Raw genomic sequence first — 22629 nt, forward strand, 5'->3', positions numbered from 1 at the left:
AAGTCAGGTTGGCTCGGCGCCGATATCAGCTCAATTGAGTGGCTTGACACGCCTGAAGGCGTGCAACATGGCAAGATCGTAGCCAATCTTCAACACGCCACAGGCCAGCAATGGCGCCCCGATCCAGCCCGTCGCCATCAAGCCTCCCGCAAGAACCGGGCCGACTGCGGCAGCGAGGCTTCTGGGAACCGCTGTCAAACTCGCGGCCGCAGTGCGCTCGGCCGGCGTGACCACTGCCATCACAAACGCCGTCCGGGTCGGTACATCCATTTGCGACAACGCACTACGCATCAGCAACAGCGCCAAGGTCAGCATCAATGACGGCGCGAAGGCTGCGGCAATCAGGAAAGCACTGGAAGGGATGTGCGTGAACACCATGGTGTTCAACAAGCCGATCCTCCGTGCCAGCGGCACGGCGATGAGTTGAGAGGCTGTTGTCAGCAATCCCGTCCAGAAGAAGAACTGGCCCGCTGCTCCGGGGGACATCCCGAAGCGTTGCATCAGCCAAAGTGACAGCAAGGCGTTGACGACCAAGCCTCCTGCAAACGCATCCACGCTGAACAACATCGCTAGGTGGACGACAATGCGGCGCGACGGCCCCAGAGGAGTTGTCGCCGAGGATGACTGCGGACGCTGTTCGGGCAGTCTGGTGTAGAGCACCCAGAGAGCAACCCCGGTCGTGGCATAGGCGACGAACATCATGCGCATGGCAGCCATCATCGACCAACCGGCATGCGCAGAGATCCAGGCCGGCAGGGCCGCGGCCAGGGCGCCGACGGCAGCAGTGAAGGCGCCAATCAGGCTGTATCGGGCAAACAGCGCCGTACGCGCTTCCGGTGTCGCCGCCTCAGCCAGGCGAGCTTGCTCAAGCGGCAGGAACACGCTGACATCCCCCGAACTTGGGTTCAGGGTACCGATGAAGGCTACGATCAACAGTGGCCAGAGGGAGGACAGGCCGGCAAAGCCCACTCCGGTGATTGCCATGAGGACTGCGGCCAGGATTAGCAGACGACGTAGGGGAAAGCGGCTCCCGATCAACCCGACCAGAATGGTTGCGAGTGCTGAGCCGATCAGCGTGGCGCTGCTGATCAGTCCGACGGCAAACTGGCCAAAGCCGAGACCCAGCAGGTATGCGGGCAAGAGTACTGCCACGAACCCGTCGCACAATCCGCGCAGCCCTCGCCCAACGAGCAGCGGCATCACGCTTGTATCGATACCTGGCGGAAGCAGAAAACGGGCGAGCCTCGAGCTGACGACCGAGACGGATGTCACCCCAGTCTCGTCCAGGGCGGAATCAGTCTTCGTCCTCATCGTCGTCGGCGAGCTTGCCGTCTTCGCCAATGAGTAGCGTTGCCTTGTCAGTGCCCGAACCTAACGTGACCTCGTAGCGGGCCCTGCCATCCACCACTTGCTTTTCGATCTCGCCGATTGCGCGTCCTTTCGTCTGCTGTTTAATCGTTGTTTTGACTGGTGCGGGAACCTGTGAGATGTCGATCACCTGATGGCTGCATTTCCCGAATGGGTGCCAGTCGCAACCCGATGCGGCCAGGCCCGGCAAACTTGCCAGGGCTGTCGCAGCGATTTCACGCGCACGAGGGGACATAGCAGTTTCCTCCAACACTTTACTGATGGTCCAGCGTTCCTTGCGCAATGCGTTGTCCATCGCGACGGTATTCGATCATCTGGCCATGTCGCCACACCTCGAAGCACTCTTCGGTCTTTGCGTTGAGGTATACCAGGCGCAGATTGCTACCGCGAACACTCCCAACCCCTTCTGGGCCTGGCCTTGCATAGCGGATTCGACGGTACCGTTCCGGGCAAAGCTGTCGGCCCAATGTGGTCCGTCAGTGACCATCTTCCCTGCTATCGTCTTCTTGATTTCGGCGGCGCTCAGGTGCTTGAACACCTCTTGGGCCAGGACCGCATTGATTGTGCATAGCATCGCAATTCCCACGCAGATATGGGGGGACAGGCGATTCTTCGTCCAGCCTCGTTCCGACCTCAACTTCACCTCTTTCTCCTCCCGGTCCTACTTCGCGGTGGCCCCATACGTGAACGCGTCGAACAAGGTGACGCTATCGGCCTTGGTCCATACACCCACTGCACCGGCTCCTGTGATGTGTTCGTCCGTCACTTCGATATAGCGCTTGCCATCGAGTGACACCTGGATGTGGCTTCCTGCAAATTCAACTCGCAGCGTGTGCCAGACCCGGGTGGCGACGGGCGCTTCCTGATACCGGATTGTGTGCCGGCGCCCGCCCGTCATGTAATACAGCGAGACGTTGTTCTCGAGCGCGTTCGCGCGTGCGACGTAGTAGGCCAGGGAATGAGCATGGTCTGTTTCATGGATATCGTCCCTTTGACTCGCTCAGGCTGGCATCTTGGGTAGCCACTTGTGCGTTTCCGCCTGGCAGTGTTGACACCATGCATACAGCGCGTCGTACATCACCATGCCGTGCTTAAGCATCTCGTGGTCGTCCGGGAATACGTGGGAAAGGCCCAGGGAGATGGCATAAAGGCCGCTCGATTGCGGTGTCAGATCTAGCCGCGAAGTATCCGCCCCGCGAACGATGCCCGCCATTTGCTGCAGGGCAGGATCACTGCCAAGGTTGTATTTGTCCAGAAACGCGTCAAAGCTGCAAAGCTCTCCCACGTGTGTAAGTTCGACACCCGGGATGTCATACGGAATCGCACCGGTTTCATTGGCAATCCGGACGACGTCTGCCGTCGGTACGTACAGGAAGTCTGGCGTCTTGTCGATGAAGCGCGCAATCAGCCAGGGACAGGCGATACGATCGATCTTGGGGCGTTCCCGTGTAATCCACTGCATGACGGACTCCGCTCGTTTGTAAGGTGAAATTGAGCCTACGGCTGTACAACGGCCAGGCGCTCAGCAACCTGTTTCCAGTGGATGTTCTGCATGAAGGCGTCCACGTAGGCCGCAGCCTTGGCGCCGTAGTCCATGTGATAGGAGTGCTCGTACATGTCGAGCGCCAGAATGGGCGTGGCCCCGGCCAGCGTATGGGCATGATCCGACGCCCATTGATTGACCAGTCGCCGGTCGCGTGGGGAGTAGGTCAGCAGCACCCAGCCCGAGCCGCCGCCGAGCGCCTTGCCCATGGCCGTGAATTCGGCCTGCCAGCGCGTAACCGAGCCGAAATCGCGTTCGATGGAAGCCTTGAGATTGCCTGCCAGCGGGCCGCCATCACCGAGGTTGCCGAAGTACACCTCGTGGAGGATCATCGAGTTCGAAGCGATCAGCTCCTCGCGCTTTAGGCCGTTGAGGACAAACACGGGGGCAGTCGCCATATCCAAGGCAGCTAGCTCCGCCGTAATGGCGTTGAGGCGCTTTACCGCACCACCGTAGTTGTTTTCGTAATGGCTGACGATCAGCCTTTCCGACAGGCCTGGCAGGCTCGTCGGATCGCAAGCCAGCGGCTTCACCTGGTAGGTCATGGGATCTCCTGTGATTCAGTGATGCAGCAGCGGATAGGCCACCAGGCCGATCAAAGCCGCTCCCGCCACAATCATGGGCTCGGACAGCTTCTTGAACTTCAGCAGCAGGGCCACGGTGACCAGCGCGAGCAGCGCGGTCGGGATATCGACAATTGAGCGCTTGGCCAATACGATCACTGCCCCGGTGATGGCGCCGATGGCGGCGGCGGTGACGCCATCCACGAATGCCAGGATGGCGGGCTGCTTGCCGTACTTCTTGAAGTACGGCGCAGGCAGGACAGTGAAGAGGTAGCAGGGCAGGAAAGTCGCGGCGGCCGCCACACAAGCCCCTGACAGACCTGCCACGAGATAGCCGATGAAGCCGACCGTGATGACGACCGGCCCGGGTGTGATCATGGCCACCGCCACGGCGTCCACAAACTGCTTGTCGTTCAGCCAGTGGTGTTCGGTGACGACACCGCCGTACAGGAATGGCACGATCGCAAGCCCCGAACCGAAGACGAACGCGCCGGCCTTGGCAAAGAACACGCCGATCTGTGACAGGAGTGGCCAGTCCAGCGTACTGGCCATACCGCTGGCCGCCGACAGCGGTGTTGCCGCCAGCGCATTGAGCTTGCCTTGACGCAGCCACTTGGGCGGAGCGCGCCAGAACCAGGCCAGAACACCGGCCGCGACGAACAGCCAGGCTACCTCCGATTCGGTAATGACCGTGACTGCGACGAGAACCAGGTAGATAAACCACAGCAGCTTGTCCTTGCCCACGCTCTTCTTGGTCAGCTTGTGGGCGCTGATCGCGATGATGCCGATCACTGCCGCGCCCACGCCATAGAAAACCGACTGCATCCAGGTCAGGCCGCCGAAGCGCACGTAGGCCCAGCCGAGCGCCACCACCATCAGGAACGATGGCAGCACGAAAGCGATGCCAACCAGCGTGGCGCCCAAAATTCGGAAGTGGACATAGCCGAGGTAGATCGCCAATTGGGCCGCCAGCGGGCCCGGAGCCAGTTGCGCCAGCGCGAGGCCCTCCTTGTAGTCGGCATCGGTGATCCACTGTCGCGCGTCCACCAGGTCTCGGTGCATATAGCCGGCGAGCGCAACCGGACCGCCGAAGCCCAAAGTGCCGAGTCGCAGGAAGTACATCACCAGTTGCCGCAAGGTGTATCCAGGGCGTCCTTGCGGTGAATGGACCGGGGAGGCATCAGAGGGGTGGGGCGAATTCATCTTGTGTCGTCTAAAGGGGAATCTGAACGTGGCTGGATTGGTAACGACCTAGCGCTTGGGGTCGCCCAGCGCCGTCCCTGATACTGGGTGGGGTCGCGCCGCGGGATACTGCCCGCCACGCCATGCGGCTCACCCGGGGACAGCAAGATGTCGATGGCTGCGTTGAAATCGCGCCATTGCGCTTCGGCGCGGGCGGAAGACTCGCTGGGGAAAAAATCGATCTTGCGGATTGCGTCGAACCCCCGGCCGTGCCGGCGAGCCATGCGCAGCAGTTCCGCCTCGTCCGCGTGACTCAACGCCGCACGGGCGTCGGAAAGCTCCGCCATCCAGGCTGCGTATTCGGCAGTCCGGTCGAACAGTGCGCGATACTCGGCTTCAGCGGACAGCATCCAGACTTTGCCGTCCTCGCTGGCCGCGTCCTCGGCCAGCGCTTGTAGCTGGGCTCGCTGGCCCGGGAGGTTGGGCAAGAGATAGGCACCATCGCGCAACGACGTGCTGCCCAACGACTTGATGCCGCGCCACAGCCGCATGCGCGGCGTAGCGGCGGAGGTCGGCAGACTGACGACGAGTAGTAGCCATGCGGCTTCGGCAATGGAGGGACGAGCAGTCATGTGCCCAGCTTAGTTGGGCGTAACCACCCCTGCAACGTTGTAGAGGTCTCTACAAATGCCAGTGCTGGAAGCGAGGCAGACCGGATTTTTTTGAAGGTACAGCAAGGGGAATGGTCTTCGGGCGCCGCGAATCCGACGACTGTCCATTTCCACACTGGTAGGCACCCTGGCATGGTGCTAAGGCGGCGGGCCGCCGACGGCCCGAAAATTCAAGGGGTGCTGGTAGCGTAATCCTTCAAATCTATCCGGACGTGTCTGATACGGCACGACAACGTAACCCCGGGTTCATCAACCTCATTCGCCAATGTCTATTCGTACTGCGTCCCCGGCGTTACTGGCCGCCTTGCTTTTCGGGGCAAGCACTCCGCTCGCGAAGGCGCTAACCGGCTCAGTATCTCCCCTCCTGCTGGCGGGCCTGCTATATCTTGGAAGTGGCATTGGGCTGGCGCTGGTGCTTGCTATCCGGAAGATCTGGGCCGCGCCAGACCCGGGAAGCGATCAAAGCGGTATTCCGCGAGGCGAGGTACCGTGGTTGATCGGCGCAATCCTTGCGGGAGGTATCGCGGGGCCCGCCTTGTTGATGTCCGGACTCGTCTCAACCAATGCCGCCTCGGCATCGCTGCTCCTGAACGTGGAGGGCGTGTTCACGGCCGTTATCGCGTGGGTAGTGTTCAAGGAAAACGCGGATCGCCAAATCGTCCTCGGCATGGTCGCCATCGTGGCCGGCGGCCTGCTGCTTTCGTGGCAGCCAGGCAGCCTGCAGATCTCGCCCGGTGCGTTGCTTATCGTTGGCGCTTGCCTGTGCTGGGCTATTGATAACAACCTGACGCGCAAGGTGTCCAGCAACGATGCACTCCTCGTTGCATGCCTGAAGGGCCTTGTCGCAGGGCTGTGTAATTCGGCCCTCGCCCTCATGCATGGGGCGGTCTTTCCACCGGTCATGACTTTGGCGGGGGCGCTGATGGTCGGATTTGCGGGATACGGTGTGAGTCTCGCGCTGTTCGTGGTCGGCTTGCGCGTGTTGGGAACCGCTCGAACCGGGGCATATTTCTCCATTGCTCCCTTGTTTGGAGTCCTGATTTCGTTTGTGATCTGGCCGGAAGCGCCAGGTATTGCGTTCTGGGCTGCTGCGGCTCTTATGGCCCTGGGCGTGTGGCTGCATTTGAGAGAGCGTCACGAACACGAGCATATCCATGAGCCACTGGCGCACAGTCACTCGCATCGGCACGACGCGCATCATCAGCATAAGCACGACTTCCCGTGGGATGGCAAAGAGCCCCATAGGCACTGGCATGAGCACGAGATCATGGTGCACAAGCATCCGCATTATCCGGACGTGCATCATCGCCACACGCATTAGAGTGGCATTGCCCCTTGTCCTGTGCGCTGGGATGAGCGACCGTTCTTGATCTACTCGGTCATCGAAGGCTTGGATGCCGAGTGACTCAAACTGGCTGCCGATTTGCTGCCGTTCGACCAAGGGAAGGCGTTGGCCGTAGTCGGGCCAGGAGCGGCCCTTCACACATTTTCCATTGTGACCACTCGGGCGGCCGCCCTTGGCCCGCCGTTGCAGGCCTATTCGAGGCAACCAGTTGGCGCGGAGCGAGCGAACTGCGAAAGGCTGGGGCAGCTCGCTCCGCGCCTGCTGGCCCAGTCTTCGATGGCGGGGGCAGGTCCCGACCCGTCGGGTACCAAAGTGGAGCGGTGGCTCTGCGATGTCGCCAGCGGCTGGCCGCTCCGAGAGAAGTTCGCCGGCGCTGCGGCGAATCAATGCCTGCCCTGCATGCATGGCGCCGCGGTCTCGAAGGCTGATGTCGACATGTAGCGGCCCGCCGGGTAATAGTCGCCCATCACCTCGCGCTCATCGCCCGGCTTTGAGATGGCCTGTACCGCATGGGGAAAATCCGTTGTCCCAAGCATGTGCCGCAGTTGCACCACCGAGACATCGGCGTCGCCAGCGCCATCCCCGTCATCTGCCATTGGCAGCCAGGCAATGCCACATTGTGCGATTGCATTGCTCGGACGGTCTTCCTTGCGGCTCACTACGATAGTGTAGAAGCCATCCGGACCAACCGGCACCTGCTCATCATAGACGCAGCCATTTACCCGTGTATTGGCAAAGCCCTGGTTCGAGCACATGGACCAGTACCTGAGTTCGCCCGTGCCCATCACCGCTTCCCCGTTGGCGGTGCGCGGCGTGGTTGGCGCCTTGCCGCGAATGACGAACACCTTGCCCAGCTTGCGGTTGACGATGGTGCGGATGTACTGGTTGTCAAGGTTCGGATAGAAGCCCCCAGTACTCTTCTTTGGGCTGGCCAGCGGTTTCCCGGTGTACAGGCTGTAGAGATATTCTCGGTCGTACTGGATATTCCAGGTGGGCGGGTTGGTTGCCGGATACGCAGGCTGATTCTTCTCCCTGCCTACCCCCCGGGCGATGGCAACAAGTTCGCGGTATTTCTCCCTCGGGACCGCGAGCGCTGCCGGATCGATCTGCATCGGCTGCTGGGCGCGCAAGGCAGGACACGCCGCATCCCCCCTCAGCACCTGGCCGTCCGCGAGTGTCAGCACGGGAATGGGCAGTCCGACGCCTCCAGTCTCGTCCATTTGCTTGTCTCGCGCATAGATGCGATAGAGGAGTTGCTGTTGACCGGATCCGTACTTCGGGGCGTGCAATGTTGTGCGCTGCTGCCCGAGCAGGTTCATGCCCACAGGCTGGTCGGCCGGAGGCGCTGCGTCAACTACCGTCAGCGAATATCCTCGTGCTTCGGCATTGCGATTTGCCCCGGGCAGGAAGGGATTCACCGCACCCGCTGCGGGCCTGATCAGATAGTCGGCAACCGATTCGACAGGAACGCCGGCGCCGTCATAGCTGATCAGCGACATATACCGCGAGTGCGGAAAATTGCCCTCAATGGAAAGCCTCGCGCCCTCGGGAATTGAGAACGTCGCGCTCCAGTAAAACGTGGCGGCATCAGGGTATGCGATATTAATGTACGGATCGGCACTGACCGGGCCACGCGACCAGAAGCAACTGCGCGGGCCGGGCGCCACATTTTTGGCAACATCCGCGACCGCAGCCCCATCGGACCTCGACGGCCGCGATTGCGCGGCTACCGTGCCAACTGCGCCGCAGGCAGCGGCAAACGCCAGTGCCATGGCGATTCGGCGGCGGACTTGATGGGATGCGGCCGAATTGACCGATCTCGAACCAGAATGCTGTTTCACGACTCGTCTCCTTGCTGTTGTCAGGCGTTCCGGCCAGCATGGCCAGACTGGAGGGGATGCTACATTTGAAGGGCCCTGCCACTTGTCGCCCAGGCGACAACTCATCTCTTTTCTTGTCCATGCCCACCCCTGGTGACTTCACTGATCAAGAACTCCGACGCGTCCTTGTAAGCAATGCGTGGTTTGCGAATCTGCCCGCAGCCTTGCAGGACAAGCTCATTTCCCGCGGGACAGTGCGCACCTTCACCAAGAGGGCGGTGATTTCCGCGCAGGGAAGTACGCCTAAGGCGATGGGCGCTGTGCTGGAGGGCCACGTCCGCGTTACGCGCGTGCTGGTTGGCGGCGAGGAGAACCTCTATCACGTAGGGGATCCCGGCTTCTGGTTTGGCCCATTGGCACTGATTACCAATGCGAAGACCACCGTGGCAGTGATAGCTGACACGGACGTCCGGATATTCTTGCTTTCCAAGGCGCAATTCGAGCGAATCGCAATGGAAGATCCGATCTTCTACCGCTACCTCGCACTGTTCATTGCGCAGCGCTACGCCAGCATGCTGCGCTACATCTCGGATTCAAAGCTGATTTCCCCGGAAGAGCGTGTTTGTTCAAAGCTGGCGGAATTGCTGCAGCTACAGAGCCCGGGCAATGGACAAGCTGGTCCTGTCACCGTCAAGGTGTCCCAAGTGGACCTGGCTGCAATAGTCGGCGTGTCGCGCCAGACGTTGAACGAGCTTTTGAAGAAACTAGAGAGGCGCGGGTTGATCGAGATTGCGTTTCGAAGCATCCGGGTGGTGAATCCGGTGCTGTTGCGGGGCAACGATGACTACTGGTAATCATATCGTCCACATTCCGGATTGCGCCTGGCCGCCGCGGTCGAAGCTGACCGCCTCGTAGGGATGCACAGAGACGCTAGCGCGCATCTGCGCGTGCGTCACGTGCGCGGCTACGGCGACCGGCTCATATCGGACATAGTGCCTGCCATGGCCGGTCTCGAATTCGAACTTGCGCAGCGCGTCGAGCGCCGACATGAAGATGTGCCGGGCCGACTGGTGCCTGAATGGTGTTGCACACGCTCACTGGCGCACCCTTGTCGATGCGCATGGCCGCGCTGAGTTCGCCTAGGCGGGCCTTGTAGGTCGCCATCGCGCGTTCAAGCAGGGTAATGCGTCGATTACGACCGGGAGGGGGTAACGGCGCGGGCCGCGGCGACCGCGCGGTCGGCGTCTTCGGCGGGCCGAGCGAGAGCTTGCCGAAGGCGTCCTCGCTGGCCGGGTTGACGACGTTCATCACGGTTCCGCGGGCGGCCGGAGCCACCCACTCGCCGTTGATGCAGAACGTGTCGATGCTCTCCATGAAGATGCTGTATCAGTGCTTCGCGATCGGCGTCACGATGTTGAAGGACGGGTCGAACGTGGTGATGAAGCCCATCAACTCGGTCAGCTTGCGTCCATTACCCTCGACCTTGACCTCGCCAGTCCGCAATGCGTCGGACAGTGCGATCTGGCGCAGGCTGATCCGGTCCAGCGTGGCCTTGCTCATCGTGACGGTCGCGTCGGGCGTCGCATGGCGCAAGCCATCGCGATACGTCAGGACGCCGTTGCGCAGCGTGACCGCGAAGGACTTCTCCAGGTCGTAGAACACCCAGTTCAGCGTCATGTCGTGGCCGACAGCCTTGTCCGAATCCAGCCGAACGCCCATGTAGTCGAAGAACATCGACAGCTCCAGCGCGCGCACAAGGTCTTCGGCCTGCCGCGCGGAGTATGATCCGGACCCGTTGCGAAGCTCCATGGCGCCGGTCAGGTACATGTTTCTCCACAGCGAATTCTCGGACTGGTAGCCAAGCTGTTCGAGAGCGTCGGCTTGCGCGTTGCGCGCATCCTGGTTCTGCGGCTCGGCGAAGACGAGATGGTTGCCGACCTCTGCGGCCCAGCGGTAGTCACCCGTCGCGATGGCGTGGCGCATCATCGCGAGCACCTTGTCCGCGCCGCCCATCGCGGCGACATAGCGCTTGCCGGCCGCCTCGGGTTCCAGCGGGTTCAGGCTGGCCGGATTGCCATCGTAGAAGCCCAGGTAGCGCTGGTACACTGCGCGCGCATTGAAGCTCAGCGAACCGTAGTAGCCGCGTGCATACCACTTTTTCTCCAGATCGCCCGGCAGCTTCTGCATCGCCTCGGAAATCTGCATCGGCGTCAGGCCCTGGTTCAGCAGGTGCAGCGTGCGGTCGTTGAGGTAGGTGTACATGTCGCGCTGGTCGGCCAGCAGCGTCCTGATGCGCTCGCCGCCCCAGGTCGGCCAGTTGTGTTGCGCGAGCAGGACGTCCGCCTTGTCCCCATAGCGAACGAGGCTTTCGTCCAGGAACTTGCCCCATGCCTTCGGATCGCGTACGAGCGCGCCGCGCGGCGTGAGGATGTTGTGCATCGTCCGTGTCGCATTCTCGGCCATGCACAGCGCGCGCATCTGGGGCAGGTAGAAGTTCATTTCGGCCGGCGCCTCGGTTCCCGGCGTGAACTGGAATTCGAAGTCGACGCCGGCAATGCGGCGGGTCTCATACGGCTTCGAAACCGTGACGGTCGGCGCGATCAGGCTGATCGTCCCGCCCGCCATGCTGCTCTTGCCGATGCCGGTATCGACTTGCCCGAGTTCGCCTCGCGGCACGCTGGCTGCCGCCTGATACACGGCGCGCCGGAACATCGCGGTACCGGCGAAGACGTTTTCGCTGACCGCTTCCTGCATGAAGCCGGCGGGCGCGTAGATCGCCACCTTGCCTGCCTTGACGTCGGCTTCATCGACCACGCCGCGCACGCCGCCGAAATGGTCGGCATGGCTATGCGTGTAGATCACCGCCACCACCGGCTTTTTCGGGCGATTTGCATAGTAGAGCGCAAGTGCAGCCTTGGCCGTTTCGGTGTACATCAGCGGGTCGACGATAACGATGCCGCGATCGCCTTCGATGATGGTCATGTTTGCCAGGTCCACGCCCCGAACCTGGTAGATGCGGTCCGTCACCTTGAAGAGGCCGGCATGGCCGTTGAGCTGTGCCATGCGCCACAGGCTCGGGTTGACCGAGTCCGGGCTCCTGGCCGCGTTCTGGAAGGCATAGGCCGAGGTGTTGCGAATCGGTTTGCCGTCCGCGTTGAGGACAGTGCCCGTGAACGGCGCGACCAGGCCGCGACTGGCGTCTTCGTAGTCCGTGCGGTCGTCGAACGGAAGCTGCTGCAGCAGCGCGGTGTTGGCCGCCGTGGTGATCGGGCTGGCGGGTTTGGGCTGCTCGCCCGCTGTCACGACTTGCGCGCTGGAACCGAAGGTAAGCGCCGCAGCGGTCGCCAGTGCCTTCCAGCGGTTCGAGACCAGGGTGTCGTGCGGAGAAACGCTCGCGCGCGCGGCGCCCACGCCTTCCCGCTGCGTGTCTGGCTTCGCTGCCGCCTTGGGGACTGACTGTGGAAATGAATACGCATCCGCGCGCTTGATGCCACGTACGAGATCGGCTGCCTTTTCGCCGATCATGATGGCCGGCGCGTTCGTGTTGCCACCGATCACCGTCGGCATGATCGAGGCGTCCGCCACGCGCAGGCCCTCGACGCCGCGCACGCGCAGCTCGGCATCGACCACCGACTGCGCGTCGCCGCCCATGCGGCAGGTGCCGACCGGATGGAAAATGATGTCCACCTGCTCGCGGATCCACTGGCGCACCGCGTGGTCGTCGCTGCCGTCGAAGCGCAGATGTCCGTAGTTGTGCGCCGCGCCGCCCAACGCCGCCAGTGAAGGCTGCGCCAGGATGCGCCGCGCGATGCGGACGCCCTCGACCATCGTATCCATGTCGCGCGCATCGGCCATCAGGTTCTGGTCAATGCGGGGCGCCACGCGCGTGTCGGCGGAGGCGAGCAGCACCTGCCCGCGGCTGTGGGGACGCAGGACGCAGACATGCAGGCAGTAGCCGTGCACGCTGCGCTTTTTTGAATCGCCCAGCGTTGTCGAGAAGTGCAGTTGCAGGTCGGGCTCGGCGAGGTCGGGATGGCTCTTGATGAATCCTCCCGTCTCGGCAATGTTGGACGCGAACATGCCGAACCGCTCCTTCTTGTAGCGGCGCCATTCGCCGATCAGTCGCAGCCCGCCGCGTAGCGTGGCAGCGTACAGGTCCGTGCTGAACAGGCGGTGCTGCAACTTGATGTCGGGGTGTTCCTGCAGGTTCTGGCCAACGGCCGGCGCATCGGCGACAAGATCGATGCCGTGTTCGCGCAAATGACCGGCAGGTCCGATGCCGGAGGCCATCAGCAGTTGCGGAGAGCCGAACGTGCCGGCGCAAAGGATGATTTCGCGGCGTGCCGTCAGCACGCTCTCGACACCATCGCGCTCCACGCGCACGCCGACCGCCCGCTTGCCCTCGAACAGGATGCGCAATACCTGCGTGTTGGGCAGTACGCGAAGATTCGCGCGGCCGCCATTCAGCGAGTCCGGGTTGCCCTGATGGAGATACGCCCGAGCGGCGTTCCAGCGCTCGCCATTGCGCTGCGTGCGCTGGTAATAGCCGACGCCTTCCTGCTGCGCGCCGTTGAAGTCGTGGTTGTACGGAATGCCAGCGGTCTGCGCGCATTCGACGAAGCGGCGGTCGAACGGATTGAGGGAGCGCGTGTCGACCACGTGCAGCGGCCCGCGGCCGCCGTGCCATGCATCCGCTTCGTGTCCGGCAAGACGTTCGTTGCACTCGGAGCGCTTGAAGTAGGGCAGCAAGTCTTCCCACGCCCAGCCATCGCAGCCCGCCGCTGCCCAGCCGTCGTAGTCGGACGGAACGCCGCGGATATAGATCATGCCGTTGATGGACGAACTGCCGCCGAGGCCGCGTCCACGCGGCTGGTAGCCGCGACGGCCGTTCAGTCCGGGTTGTGGCTCCGTGGCGAAGCCGTAGTTGTAGGGTCCTGGCTTCGGCACGGTCGCCGCAATGCCGATGGGGATGGTGATGGCCGGGCTGAAATCGTGTCCTCCCGTTTCCAGCAGTGCAACGCTTCCTGCTCCGGCGTCGGCAAGCCGTCCGGCCACGGCGCACCCGGCCGACCCTGCACCGACGATGATGTAGTCGTATATCTCTTCCACATTCGCTCCTGTGTTCGGATTTGCCCAATACGGAAGGCGGATCGCGAAGTTGCTTCTGGCGGACTTCGCGTGGCTTCCGCAGGATCAGTTCATGAGTGGGATGACGTGTCTGCGGGGCGGCCACGCAGCCGCCCCGGCTTGCGTTCCGGCGATCTACCCGAGATCGATTACCGCATCCACCGCGTACGCCCCTTGACCTTCAGGCATGGCGATGACGGGATTCAGGTCGACCGACTGCAGGCGCGGACCCGCAGCCACGGCGAAAGCCGACAGCCGCGACAGCGTTTTCGCCAGCGCCGGAATATCGGCCACCGGCCGCCCGCGCGCACCCAGCAGCAGCGGCGCGCCCTTGATCGAGCGGATCATCTTCTCGGCCACGTCCTCGCCAAACGGACAGCGATGGAACACCACGTCCTTCAGGATCTCGACGAACACGCCACCCAGGCCAAACATCGCCACCGGCCCGAATGTCGGGTCGCGCTGGATGCCCATGATGCATTCCACGCCACCACTGAGCTGGCGTGCGACCAGCACGCCCTCGATGCGCGCCGTGGAGGCGGCGGTGCGGGCGCGGTCCAGCAGGGTGGCGAAGCCGGTGCGCACGGCGTTCTCGTCGCGCACGTGCAGCAGCACGCCGCCGATTTCCGACTTGTGCAGGATGTCCGGCGAGAGGATCTTCATAACCACCGGGAAGCCGATCTCGCGTGCGGCGGCGACGGCCGCTTCCGCATCGGCGCAGGTACGCTCGGGGGCGCTCGGAATGCCCGCGTCGGCGAGCAGGCGCTTGGCCTGCGCTTCGGTCGGGGTTTGCGCCGGCAGGGCGACGGCGCCCACTTCCGGCGCGGGCGCCAGCGTCCTGCCAGCGAACGCCTTGCCGAAGCGGCCCATCGCTGCGATGGCCGACACGGCGCGGTTCGGGTCCTCGAACACGGTGAAGCCGGCGGCCTCGTAGGCGTTCAGCACATCGCGCGGGCCGCGCAGCACCAGCACGTAGAGACGGTCGGGGAAGCGCTCGCGCACTTTCGAAAGCTGCCCGCGCAGCAGCGGGGCGACTTCGGGCGTTGAGCCGGCGTAGCTGAAGAAACCCAGCAACGACGTATAGCCGCCCTCGGACAGCATCGCTTCGGCGAACGGCGTGATAAGCGACGGGTCGTTGATGAACTGCGCGGTGGTGTCCACCGGATTGCGCGGCGCGCAGATCGGCAGCATTTCCAGCATGCGCTTCTGCGCGGCGGCGGGCATCTCCGGCATCGGCAGGCCGAGGTCTTCGGCGGCGTCGGAGACGATCACGCCGGCGCCACCGCTGACGGTGATCACGCCCAGCGTGTTGTTCTCGGGGAAGACGCCGCGCGTGGCGAGGCGCACGATATCGAGCATTTCCTCGGTGGTGCGGGCACGCACCACGCCGAGCTCCTCCAGCACCGCATCGATCACCGCATCGTCGCCCGCGATGGACGCCGTGTGCGAGCGCGCCGCCGCACCGCCCACCTCGCTGCGGCCTACCTTCATCATCACCACCGGCTTCCGCGCGGCGCGTGCCGCCTTCAGTGCTTCGACCAGGCCGTTGCCGTCGTTGATGCCTTCCGAATAGAGGGCGATCACGTCGGTATTGGGGTCGGCCACCATCAGGCGGACGATGTCGCCCAGCGTCAGGTCGGCCTCGTTGCCGGTCATGACGATGTTCGACGGATACACGCCCGCGTCCATGGCCGCCGCCACCAGGTGGCTGCCATAGGCGCCCGACTGGCTGACGATGCCCACGCGCCCGGGTCGCACGCCTTCCATCGTCGCAAACGACGAGAAGCTGCCGACGAAGCCGGTCTGCAGGTTTACCAGCCCCAGCGAGTTCGGCCCGAGCAGGCGCATGCCGCCCTGGCGCGCGGCGGCGACCAGTTCGGCCTGCATGGCTACGCCTTCGCCGCCGACTTCGGCAAAGCCGGCGCTGAACAGGATGGCCCCCGGCACGCCGCGTTGCGCGAGCGCCGTCACGGTCGCCAGTACCTGCGGCGCGGGTACGGCGACGATGGCGACGTCCGGCACTTCGGGCAGGGCGTCGACCGAGGGGTAGGCCGTCAGGCCCTGCACCGTCGCGCGGTTCGGGTTGACGGGCAGGATGCGCCCGGCGTAGCCGAGCCTGAGCATGGAAGCGATGGGGCGGCCGCCGATGCGGGCGGGGTCGTCCGACGCGCCGATGACGGCGACGGAGCGCGGCGCCAGCAGGCGGTCCAGCGATGGGGTGGTGGTCATGGGTGGTGTGCGGAGTGGGATTGTCACAGGAGCACCGGCCGCCCCGATGGAGGCGGCCGGCATGTGGCAAGGCGATCGAGACGTATCAGACCGGCCGGAACGTCGGCATCGGCGGCCCGTTGTCGGTGGGCGTGAAGGTCAGTTCGACCTTCTGGCCGATGCGCACGGTATCGAGGTCGCAATCGACGATCTGGGTCATCATCGTCACGCCTTCTTCCAGCGTGACGTAGGCCATGCAGAACGGCGTCGGGCCGGCGCGGCGGGTGACGCTGTACGAATAGACGGTGCCGCGGCCGCTGGCCTGCTTCCAGCTCGTGGTGCCCATGCAGTGCGGGCACAACGTGCGCGGATACCAGTGCGGCTTGCCGCAGTCGTCGCAGTGCTTCACCAGCAGGCGGCCTTCGCGCGCGGCGGCCCAGAATTCGGCGTTGTCCGGATACTCGGTCGGCGCCTTCAGAACGGTGGGAGTGTGAGGGGTGGTCATGGCTTGATTCCGTGAAGGGTCTGTCGGGGCTTGCTCACTCGCGTTCGAGGATCAGCGTGGCGCTCCCGTGGCGCGAGCCGAGCAGCCCGCCGGTGCCCTGGGCGAGGGCGAGATGGCAGTTCGGGACCTGCACGGCCGGATGCGCTTCGCCGCGCAGCTGGCGCACGGCCTCGATCACCTTGGTGATGCCGCCGCGGTTGGCCGGGTGGTTGTTGCAGAGGCCGCCGCCATCGGTATTGAAGGGCAGCTTGCCGACGCCCGAGATCAGGTTGCCGTCCATCACGAACTTGCCGCCTTCGCCCTTCTTGCAGAAGCCCAGGTCTTCCAGCTGCATCAGCACGGTGATGGTGAAGCTGTCGTAGATCGACGCGTACCGGATGTCGGCCGGCGTGACGCCCGCTTCGGCGAATGCCGCCGCGCCGGACACTTTCGCCGCCGACCACGTCAGGTCGACCTGTCCGCCGAGCTGGCCCTTGACGTGCTCGCCGGCGCCGAGGATCTTCACCTTCGGGCGCTTCAGCTTTGCGGCAATTTCCGGGCGGGCCACGATCAGCGCGCCGCCGCCATCGGACACCACGCAGCAGTCGAGCTTGTGCAGCGGATCGGAGACGAGTTCCGAATTCACCACGTCTTCCACCGTCACCACCTTGCGCAGCATGGCGTGGGGATTGTGCTGCGCGTGGTGCGACGCGGCCACCTTGATCCATGCCAGTTGCTCGGACGTGGTGCCGTACTCATACATATGGCGCTGCGCGACCATCGCATACGAGTTGACGGTGAGCGGGCTGTAGGGCGCCTCGAACGGCATGTCGGGCAGGTCCGGCCCCCAGTTGCGCGCCCTGGTGCCGCTGGAGCCTTCCGAGCGCGGGCGGCCCGCCAGCGTGATCAGCGCCACATTGCACTTGCCCATGGCGATGGCTTGCGCCGCGTGCGACACGTGCGCCAGGTACGATGACCCGCCGGTCTCCGTGGAGTCGACGTGGCGGACCTTCAGGCCCAGGTAGTCGACGATGTTCAGAACGCCCAGTCCAGGCGCATCGCCGGCGCAGAAATAGCCGTCGACGTCGGCGATCGTCAGGCCGGCATCTTCGAGCGCGCCCTTGGCGCATTCGGCGTGCAATTGGGCGACGGTCTTGTCCGGTGCCTTGCGGGTGGGGTGCTCGTACGCACCGACGATATAGGCCTTGCCATTGATGCTCATGCTTGCTTCCTTGCAGGGGAGGGGGTGATGGGATGGAACCGGCCGGTCATTCCGGCTCGATGCCGGCGAGGGAGATCAGGCGCTTCCACATCTGCTGATCGGCCACGATGGTGGCGCGCAGTTCGGTGCCGTTGCCGGGAAACGGCGTCGCGCCGCGCTGGGCGTAGTGCGACGCGGCCTCCGGGGAGTTGACGAACTCCAGCGTGTAGCGCGAGAGCTTGTCGACGATGGGCTGCGGCGTGCCGGCCGGGGCGAACAGCGCGGTCCAGGAGTTCACGCCGGCGCGCGGCAGACCGGCTTCGGCCATGGTCGGCACGTCCTTCAGTTGCGGCAGGCGCGCCGGGCTGGTCACGGCCAGCGCCCGCAGCTTGCCGGACTGGAGGTGCGGAACGGCGGCCGAGACCTCGACCACGCCGTAGTCGACGATGCCGGTCATCAGGTCAGGCAGCAGGTTGCTCATGGACTTGTACGGCACGCTGGTGGCCTGGATCTTCGCCGCGTCGTTGAAGTTGGCGACGATGGTGCGGTAGCCCGTGCTCGAGGTGCCGAAATTCAGCTTGCCCGGCCTGGCGCGCGCGGCAGCCACCAGATCCGCCAGCGAGTGGAAGGGCGAATCGCCCGGCACCACGAGCACCACCGGCAGCAGCGACATGCGAGCGATGGGTACGAAGTCCTTCAGCGGGTCGTACGGCAGCTTGCTGAACAGGAACGGATTGGCCGCCATGGCGCCCGAGGCCGACAACAGCAGCGTGTACCCGTCCGGCGCGGACTTGGCGACGTAATCGCTGGCAATGATCATGTTGCCGCCCGGCTTGTTCTCCACGACGAAGCTCTGTCCGAGCTTCTGGCCGAGATACTTCGCCAGCAGGCGGGTGTAATCGTCGGCGCCGGTGCCGGCGCTCGTGATCGACACGATCCGCACCGGGCGGTCCGGATAGGTCTGCGCGGGCTGCGACTGCGCGGCGGCCGGAAGGGCCGGCGGGAGCAGGGTGGTCATGGCCACCAGCGCGGGGATCAAAGGCCGGGTCCGGCCTGCAAAACTTGTCATGCTGTCTCCTCCATGTCGTGATGGATGGTTTTGTCTGGTGCTGCAGGGGTAGTACGCGCAACGCTGGCGCCTAGGCCGTGTCTCAGGCCATGCGGCGGTCTCCCTGGATTGACCGGGTCAGGCGGACGGCGTGGAGTCGGCGAGGTCCTCCGGCATCCGCCGCCTGACCGGCCACAGGTAGTCCACCGCGGGGCCGCCCATGCGATACGTGTGGCACGAGCCGATCAGCGCTGGACGCGGCATCGGCCCTTCGCCGTCCATCGGGCGGCGCCCGTTGCGCTCGGCGCGCATGATGGCCATGGTCGACTGCATGGCCGTGGTCGCCATCGGCCCCAGCAGTTCGGTGAGGTGCGTGCAGCCCTTCACGCCGCCGACCACGGCCTTGGCCTGCTGTCGGAAGCCGCCGCGGATCTGCAGGCCCTTCAGCCCGGCGTAGGCGGATTCGATCTCCGGGCAGTACTGGGTGGGGCCAGCCTGGATGCGCGCCGTCACATCGTGGATGACCATGTCACGGTCGATGGTCAGGGTCAGGCGCATGTGGTGGATGGCGCCGCCCGGCTGCACAAGCTTGAACAGCAGGTCCGTGCCGTTGGGCGTGATGTCCTCCATCTCGCCTTCGATGTCGATCAGGCCGTCGTCACGCAGGAAGCCGGTGCAGGTGATTGTCCGCGTGTGGAGCGGGCGGCGGTTGATGGTTGGGGCGGTCGTCATGGTGTCTCCGGGGCGGCGGCGCCGCGCATGGTCGCGGTGGCCGGGTGGTTCAGGGTCGCGGGACGGACAGGGTGCGGTGCCAGCCCCGCCCAGTTACGGACGGAACGCGTCGCGATCATGCGGCGGTGCGCCGCCCAGAACAGCACGCGCAACCCGAAGCCGAGGCCGCCGCTCATGGCCTGCCTGCACTGTTCGGCGGGCAGTTCCACGGGCACGCCCAGCTCGGCTGCCGAGGCGTAGCAAACGATGCGCCCGTGCGCGTCGTCGCACTGCATGCGGCGGTCGATCAGGGCATGGAGCGCGTCGCGGTAGGCATTCGGCCCACGAGCCGGCGCGGCGCGGCGGGCGGACTGCTGGAGGTCGCGGCTGAACTGGCGGACCTCGTGCAACAGGTCCATCAGTCCTTCCATCGGGGGGGCGGTGTACTGCGGCATGGCGATGGCTACCTGCAGGGTTCAGCTATTGGTGAGCAGCGCATTGCGCACCCCGCGCAGCACCGTCAGATAGGCTTCCCGGTTCTTCCTCATGCGCTCGGCGGGGCCGGCGAGCGACAGCCCCACCGGCTGGTCGCCCAGCCAGCCCGAGACGGCCAGGCCATAGACCCCCTCGCTGCCTTCCTCGCGCGACTCCCACCAGCCACGCTCGTGGCCCTCGGCCACCTGGGCCATCAGCGCGTCCACGTCGAGCATGGTGTGGGAGGTCAGCGGACGCAGCGCATGCCGGGCCAGGCGGGCGCGGGCCTCGTCTTCCGGCAGCAGCGACAGCAGCGCCTTGCCCAGTGCACAGGCATGGAAGCTGGCACGCGCACCCACGTCGAGGATGTAGCGCAGGGGCAGCCGGCTGGGCTGCGTGGCGACCACTTTCACGCAAGTCGGGTCCGGCACACCGACGAAGGCGCTTTCGTCGCTGCGGGCGCCAAGTTGCTCCGCGGCTTCCTGCGCGGCGACCGTCAGCGGATCGTTCTCGGCGATCTGGCGAGCGGTTTCCAGCATCCGACCGGTCGGATAGAAGCGGCGCGTGCGAGCCGTTCGCATCAGATATCCCAGCGAGTGCAGGGTGTGCAGCAGGTCGGACGTGCTGCTCTCGGCCACCTGGAGCAGGCGGGCCATGTCAGCGTTCGAAAGCTCGCGCTTTTCGCGCGCAAACACTTCGAAAACCGCCATGGCGCGGCTGGCGGAGGGGATCAGGGTGGGCATCGCTATGCGGTCTCCGGGAAGCGCGGCATATTGGCTTGGGTGCCGTTCGCTGCACCTTTGCGTGTTTCAGGGTTCGTCCCTAGGAAAGGAGCCTGTCAAATTATACGAAATATAGTACCATTATCCTGTATTTCGTAGTCAAGGGGATTCGCTTAAATTGCCTCCCTTGAGGAGAGGGGCCGATTGATTCCCGATTGGTCCCTCCAGAACGCCAGGAGACCGTAGAGATGTCGCAATCCACCGGAACGGCTGCCGCCGCTTCCCCCACCGCACAGCCCACCGCCATGCCGCGCTATCGCGACGCAGCCCTGCGCGTGTCGCCCGTTGCCCATGAGGTCCGCGCGGACGGCACCGTGCTGGTGCGCCCGGTGCGGGCGCCCGTTCACGTGCCATATCTGACGTTCAGCGCCTGGGCGCGCCGCTGGGCCGACGAGCGCGGCAGGCAGACCGCGATGGGCCAGCGCGATGCGTTCGGCGCATGGCGCCTGGTCACGTGGGCACAGTTCTACGAGCGCATGCGCAGCGTGGCGGCGGGCCTGCTGGAGATGGGCCTGTCGCGCGAGCGGCCGTTGATGATCCTGTCGGGCAACTCCATCGAGCACGCCCTGCTGGTGGCAGCGGCCGAGTACGTGGGAATTCCCACGGCGGCGGTGTCGCCGGCCTATTCGCTGCAGAGCCAGGACTTTGCACGCCTGCGCGGCATTCATGCGCTGCTGCGCCCGTCCGCGGTGTTCGTGCAGGCTGCCGCGCCGTTCGCACGGGCCATCGGCGCGCTGGGCCTGCCGGCTGGTGCGGTGATCGTCGCCGAAGGGGCGGCGGACGGCCAGGTCGACTGGACGGCGCTTCAGGACACGCCGCTCACCCCAGTGCGCGCAGACCGCTTGGAATCGGCGCACGCCGGGATCGCCGCCACGGATACCGCGCGCTATTTCTTCACGTCGGGCTCCACCGGCGCGCCCAAGGGCGTCACGATTACCTACGACAGCATCCAGGCGCTCATGGGTCAGTTCCTGTTCGCCCACGGCGATCCCGTCTACCAGGGCGCCGTGGTGCTCGACTGGCTGCCCTGGAACCACGTATTCGGCGGCATCGGCAACGTCGGCCGGGCCTTCGTGCTCGGCGCCTCGTTCTATATCGACGATGGCCGTCCCACCCCGGCGCAGTTCGCCCGCACCGTGCAGAACCTGCGCGAGATCTCCCCGACGATGTTCGCCACCGTGCCGGCGGCGTGGAGCATGCTCGTGACCGAGCTGGAGCGCGACGAGGCGCTGGCGCAGGCGTTCTTCTCGCGCCTGATGTTCGTCAGCTACGGCGGTGCCAGCCTGCCGGCCGATGTACTGGCGCGCTTCCAGCGCGTGGCCGAGCGCGTGGCTGGCGCGCGCATCCTCTTCACCAGCGGCTTCGGCTCCACCGAAACCACGGCGATGGGGCTGAACTTCAGCCAGCCCGCCGACGACACCGGCAACCTCGGCATGCCGGTCCCCGGCGTGGAGCTGAAACTGGTGCCGCTCGACGGCGGCGACGGCCGCTACGAAGTCCGCATGCGCGGCCGCAACATCTTCTCCGGCTACCTGCAACAGCCGGAACTGAGCGCCGCCGCCTTCGACGACGAGGGCTTCTATTGCATGGGCGACGCCGCCCGCATGGTCGACCCGGCGGTGCCCGGCGCCGGCTTGCGCTACGCCGGCCGCTGCGTGGAGGACTTTAAGCTCAGTAACGGCACGTGGGTGCGGACCGGCGCCGTGCGCGTGGCATTGCTGGAGCAATGCGCGCCGCTGCTGGCCGATGCGGTCGTCTGCGGCCACGACCGCGACTTCGTGGCCGCGCTGGCGTGGCCCAACGCGGTGGCCTGCCAGCGCCTGGCGTCGGAATTGACGGGATTGCCAGCCGAACAGCTTATGTCGCATCCCATCGTCGTGGCGGCCCTGTCCGAACGCCTGCGGGCGATGAAAGGTTCCGCGAGCCAGCAGGCGCGGCGCGTGCTGCTGATGGCGGAGCCGCCGTCCATCGATGCCGGCGAGATCGCCGACAAGGGCTATATCAACCAGGCCACCACGCGCGAGCGCCGCGCCAGCCTGATCGGCGAACTGTACGCGGAGCCGCCCGCCGCGTCGGTCGCACGGGGGGCCTGACCGCCGCGC

The 22629-nt window shown here is 65.0% G+C and carries 18 protein-coding genes and 1 pseudogene; 3 read left to right on the forward strand and 16 right to left on the reverse strand.

From position 1 onward, the window contains the following. Nucleotides 1–30 precede the first annotated feature (30 nt). From ACIGJC_RS18975 to ACIGJC_RS19000, 6 genes and pseudogenes are all read right to left on the reverse strand, one after another. Nucleotides 31–1200, reverse strand: a complete 1170-nt coding sequence (locus ACIGJC_RS18975; RefSeq protein ID WP_483714476.1) for an MFS transporter — start codon at nucleotides 1198–1200, stop codon at nucleotides 31–33. Nucleotides 1201–1294: 94 nt separating this feature from the next. Then, the gene (locus tag ACIGJC_RS18980; RefSeq protein WP_483713642.1) at nucleotides 1295–1663 is read right to left on the reverse strand and encodes a PepSY-like domain-containing protein; all 369 of its coding nucleotides are present in this window, start codon (nucleotides 1661–1663) and stop codon (nucleotides 1295–1297) included. A gap of 705 nt (nucleotides 1664–2368) precedes the next feature. After that, nucleotides 2369–2830 carry a chromate resistance protein ChrB domain-containing protein gene (locus tag ACIGJC_RS18985; RefSeq protein ID WP_483713644.1) on the reverse strand — a complete coding sequence of 154 codons (462 nt, stop codon included), beginning with the start codon at nucleotides 2828–2830 and terminating at the stop codon, nucleotides 2369–2371. A 35-nt stretch (nucleotides 2831–2865) separates the two neighbouring features. Further along, entirely contained in the window at nucleotides 2866–3456 is a 591-nt protein-coding gene (locus ACIGJC_RS18990) for a superoxide dismutase (RefSeq protein ID WP_483713645.1), read from the reverse strand. A gap of 15 nt (nucleotides 3457–3471) precedes the next feature. Further along, entirely contained in the window at nucleotides 3472–4677 is a 1206-nt protein-coding gene (locus ACIGJC_RS18995) for a chromate transporter (RefSeq protein WP_483713646.1), read from the reverse strand. Between the two features lie 59 nt (nucleotides 4678–4736). Beyond that, nucleotides 4737–5288 (reverse strand): annotated as a pseudogene (locus ACIGJC_RS19000) (Chromate resistance protein ChrB); the annotation flags it as partial. Nucleotides 5289–5592: 304 nt separating this feature from the next. On the opposite strand from ACIGJC_RS19000, the gene ACIGJC_RS19005 reads away from it, so the two are divergent. Beyond that, on the forward strand, nucleotides 5593–6648 hold the full coding sequence (locus tag ACIGJC_RS19005) for a DMT family transporter (RefSeq protein WP_483713647.1): 1056 nt from the start codon (nucleotides 5593–5595) through the stop codon (nucleotides 6646–6648). A 407-nt stretch (nucleotides 6649–7055) separates the two neighbouring features. Here ACIGJC_RS19005 and ACIGJC_RS19010 read toward each other — a convergent pair whose 3' ends face one another. Continuing rightward, nucleotides 7056–8513: a hypothetical protein gene (locus tag ACIGJC_RS19010; RefSeq protein ID WP_483713648.1), complete on the reverse strand. Its 1458-nt coding sequence runs from the start codon at nucleotides 8511–8513 to the stop codon at nucleotides 7056–7058. A gap of 38 nt (nucleotides 8514–8551) precedes the next feature. Here ACIGJC_RS19010 and ACIGJC_RS19015 point away from each other — a divergent pair, with 38 nt between their 5' ends. Beyond that, nucleotides 8552–9346, forward strand: a complete 795-nt coding sequence (locus ACIGJC_RS19015; RefSeq protein ID WP_483713649.1) for a Crp/Fnr family transcriptional regulator — start codon at nucleotides 8552–8554, stop codon at nucleotides 9344–9346. Nucleotides 9347–9470: 124 nt separating this feature from the next. Here the strand turns inward: ACIGJC_RS19015 and ACIGJC_RS19020 are convergent, their stop codons facing one another. The 9 genes from ACIGJC_RS19020 to ACIGJC_RS19060 form a co-directional block, all read right to left on the reverse strand. Then, a complete protein-coding gene (locus tag ACIGJC_RS19020; protein ID WP_483713651.1) occupies nucleotides 9471–9866 on the reverse strand; it encodes a hypothetical protein in 396 nt (131 codons plus the stop codon). Between the two features lie 12 nt (nucleotides 9867–9878). Continuing rightward, the gene (locus ACIGJC_RS19025) at nucleotides 9879–13601 is read right to left on the reverse strand and encodes an alkyl sulfatase dimerization domain-containing protein (protein WP_483713652.1); all 3723 of its coding nucleotides are present in this window, start codon (nucleotides 13599–13601) and stop codon (nucleotides 9879–9881) included. Nucleotides 13602–13754: 153 nt separating this feature from the next. Then, a complete protein-coding gene (locus ACIGJC_RS19030; protein WP_483713653.1) occupies nucleotides 13755–15848 on the reverse strand; it encodes an acetate--CoA ligase family protein in 2094 nt (697 codons plus the stop codon). An 85-nt stretch (nucleotides 15849–15933) separates the two neighbouring features. Then, on the reverse strand, nucleotides 15934–16332 hold the full coding sequence (locus tag ACIGJC_RS19035) for a Zn-ribbon domain-containing OB-fold protein (protein WP_483713654.1): 399 nt from the start codon (nucleotides 16330–16332) through the stop codon (nucleotides 15934–15936). A 34-nt stretch (nucleotides 16333–16366) separates the two neighbouring features. After that, nucleotides 16367–17533, reverse strand: coding sequence for a thiolase domain-containing protein (locus ACIGJC_RS19040; protein ID WP_483713656.1), 1167 nt, complete (start codon nucleotides 17531–17533; stop codon nucleotides 16367–16369). A 46-nt stretch (nucleotides 17534–17579) separates the two neighbouring features. Next, entirely contained in the window at nucleotides 17580–18581 is a 1002-nt protein-coding gene (locus ACIGJC_RS19045) for a Bug family tripartite tricarboxylate transporter substrate binding protein (RefSeq protein ID WP_483713657.1), read from the reverse strand. 117 nt (nucleotides 18582–18698) lie between these two features. After that, nucleotides 18699–19292, reverse strand: a complete 594-nt coding sequence (locus ACIGJC_RS19050; RefSeq protein WP_483713658.1) for a DUF2889 domain-containing protein — start codon at nucleotides 19290–19292, stop codon at nucleotides 18699–18701. After that, nucleotides 19289–19702 carry a hypothetical protein gene (locus ACIGJC_RS19055; protein WP_483713659.1) on the reverse strand — a complete coding sequence of 138 codons (414 nt, stop codon included), beginning with the start codon at nucleotides 19700–19702 and terminating at the stop codon, nucleotides 19289–19291. The genes ACIGJC_RS19050 and ACIGJC_RS19055 overlap by 4 nt, the downstream gene beginning before the upstream one ends. Nucleotides 19703–19747: 45 nt before the next feature. Next, complete coding sequence (locus ACIGJC_RS19060) at nucleotides 19748–20488, reverse strand: IclR family transcriptional regulator (protein ID WP_483713660.1); 741 nt, start codon at nucleotides 20486–20488, stop codon at nucleotides 19748–19750. Nucleotides 20489–20715: 227 nt separating this feature from the next. Between ACIGJC_RS19060 and ACIGJC_RS19065 the strand changes: the two genes are divergently transcribed. Next, nucleotides 20716–22620: an AMP-binding protein gene (locus ACIGJC_RS19065; RefSeq protein WP_483713661.1), complete on the forward strand. Its 1905-nt coding sequence runs from the start codon at nucleotides 20716–20718 to the stop codon at nucleotides 22618–22620. Nucleotides 22621–22629: the final 9 nt, after the last annotated feature.

It is taken from the genome of Cupriavidus sp. C3SS-1, assembly GCF_057073755.1.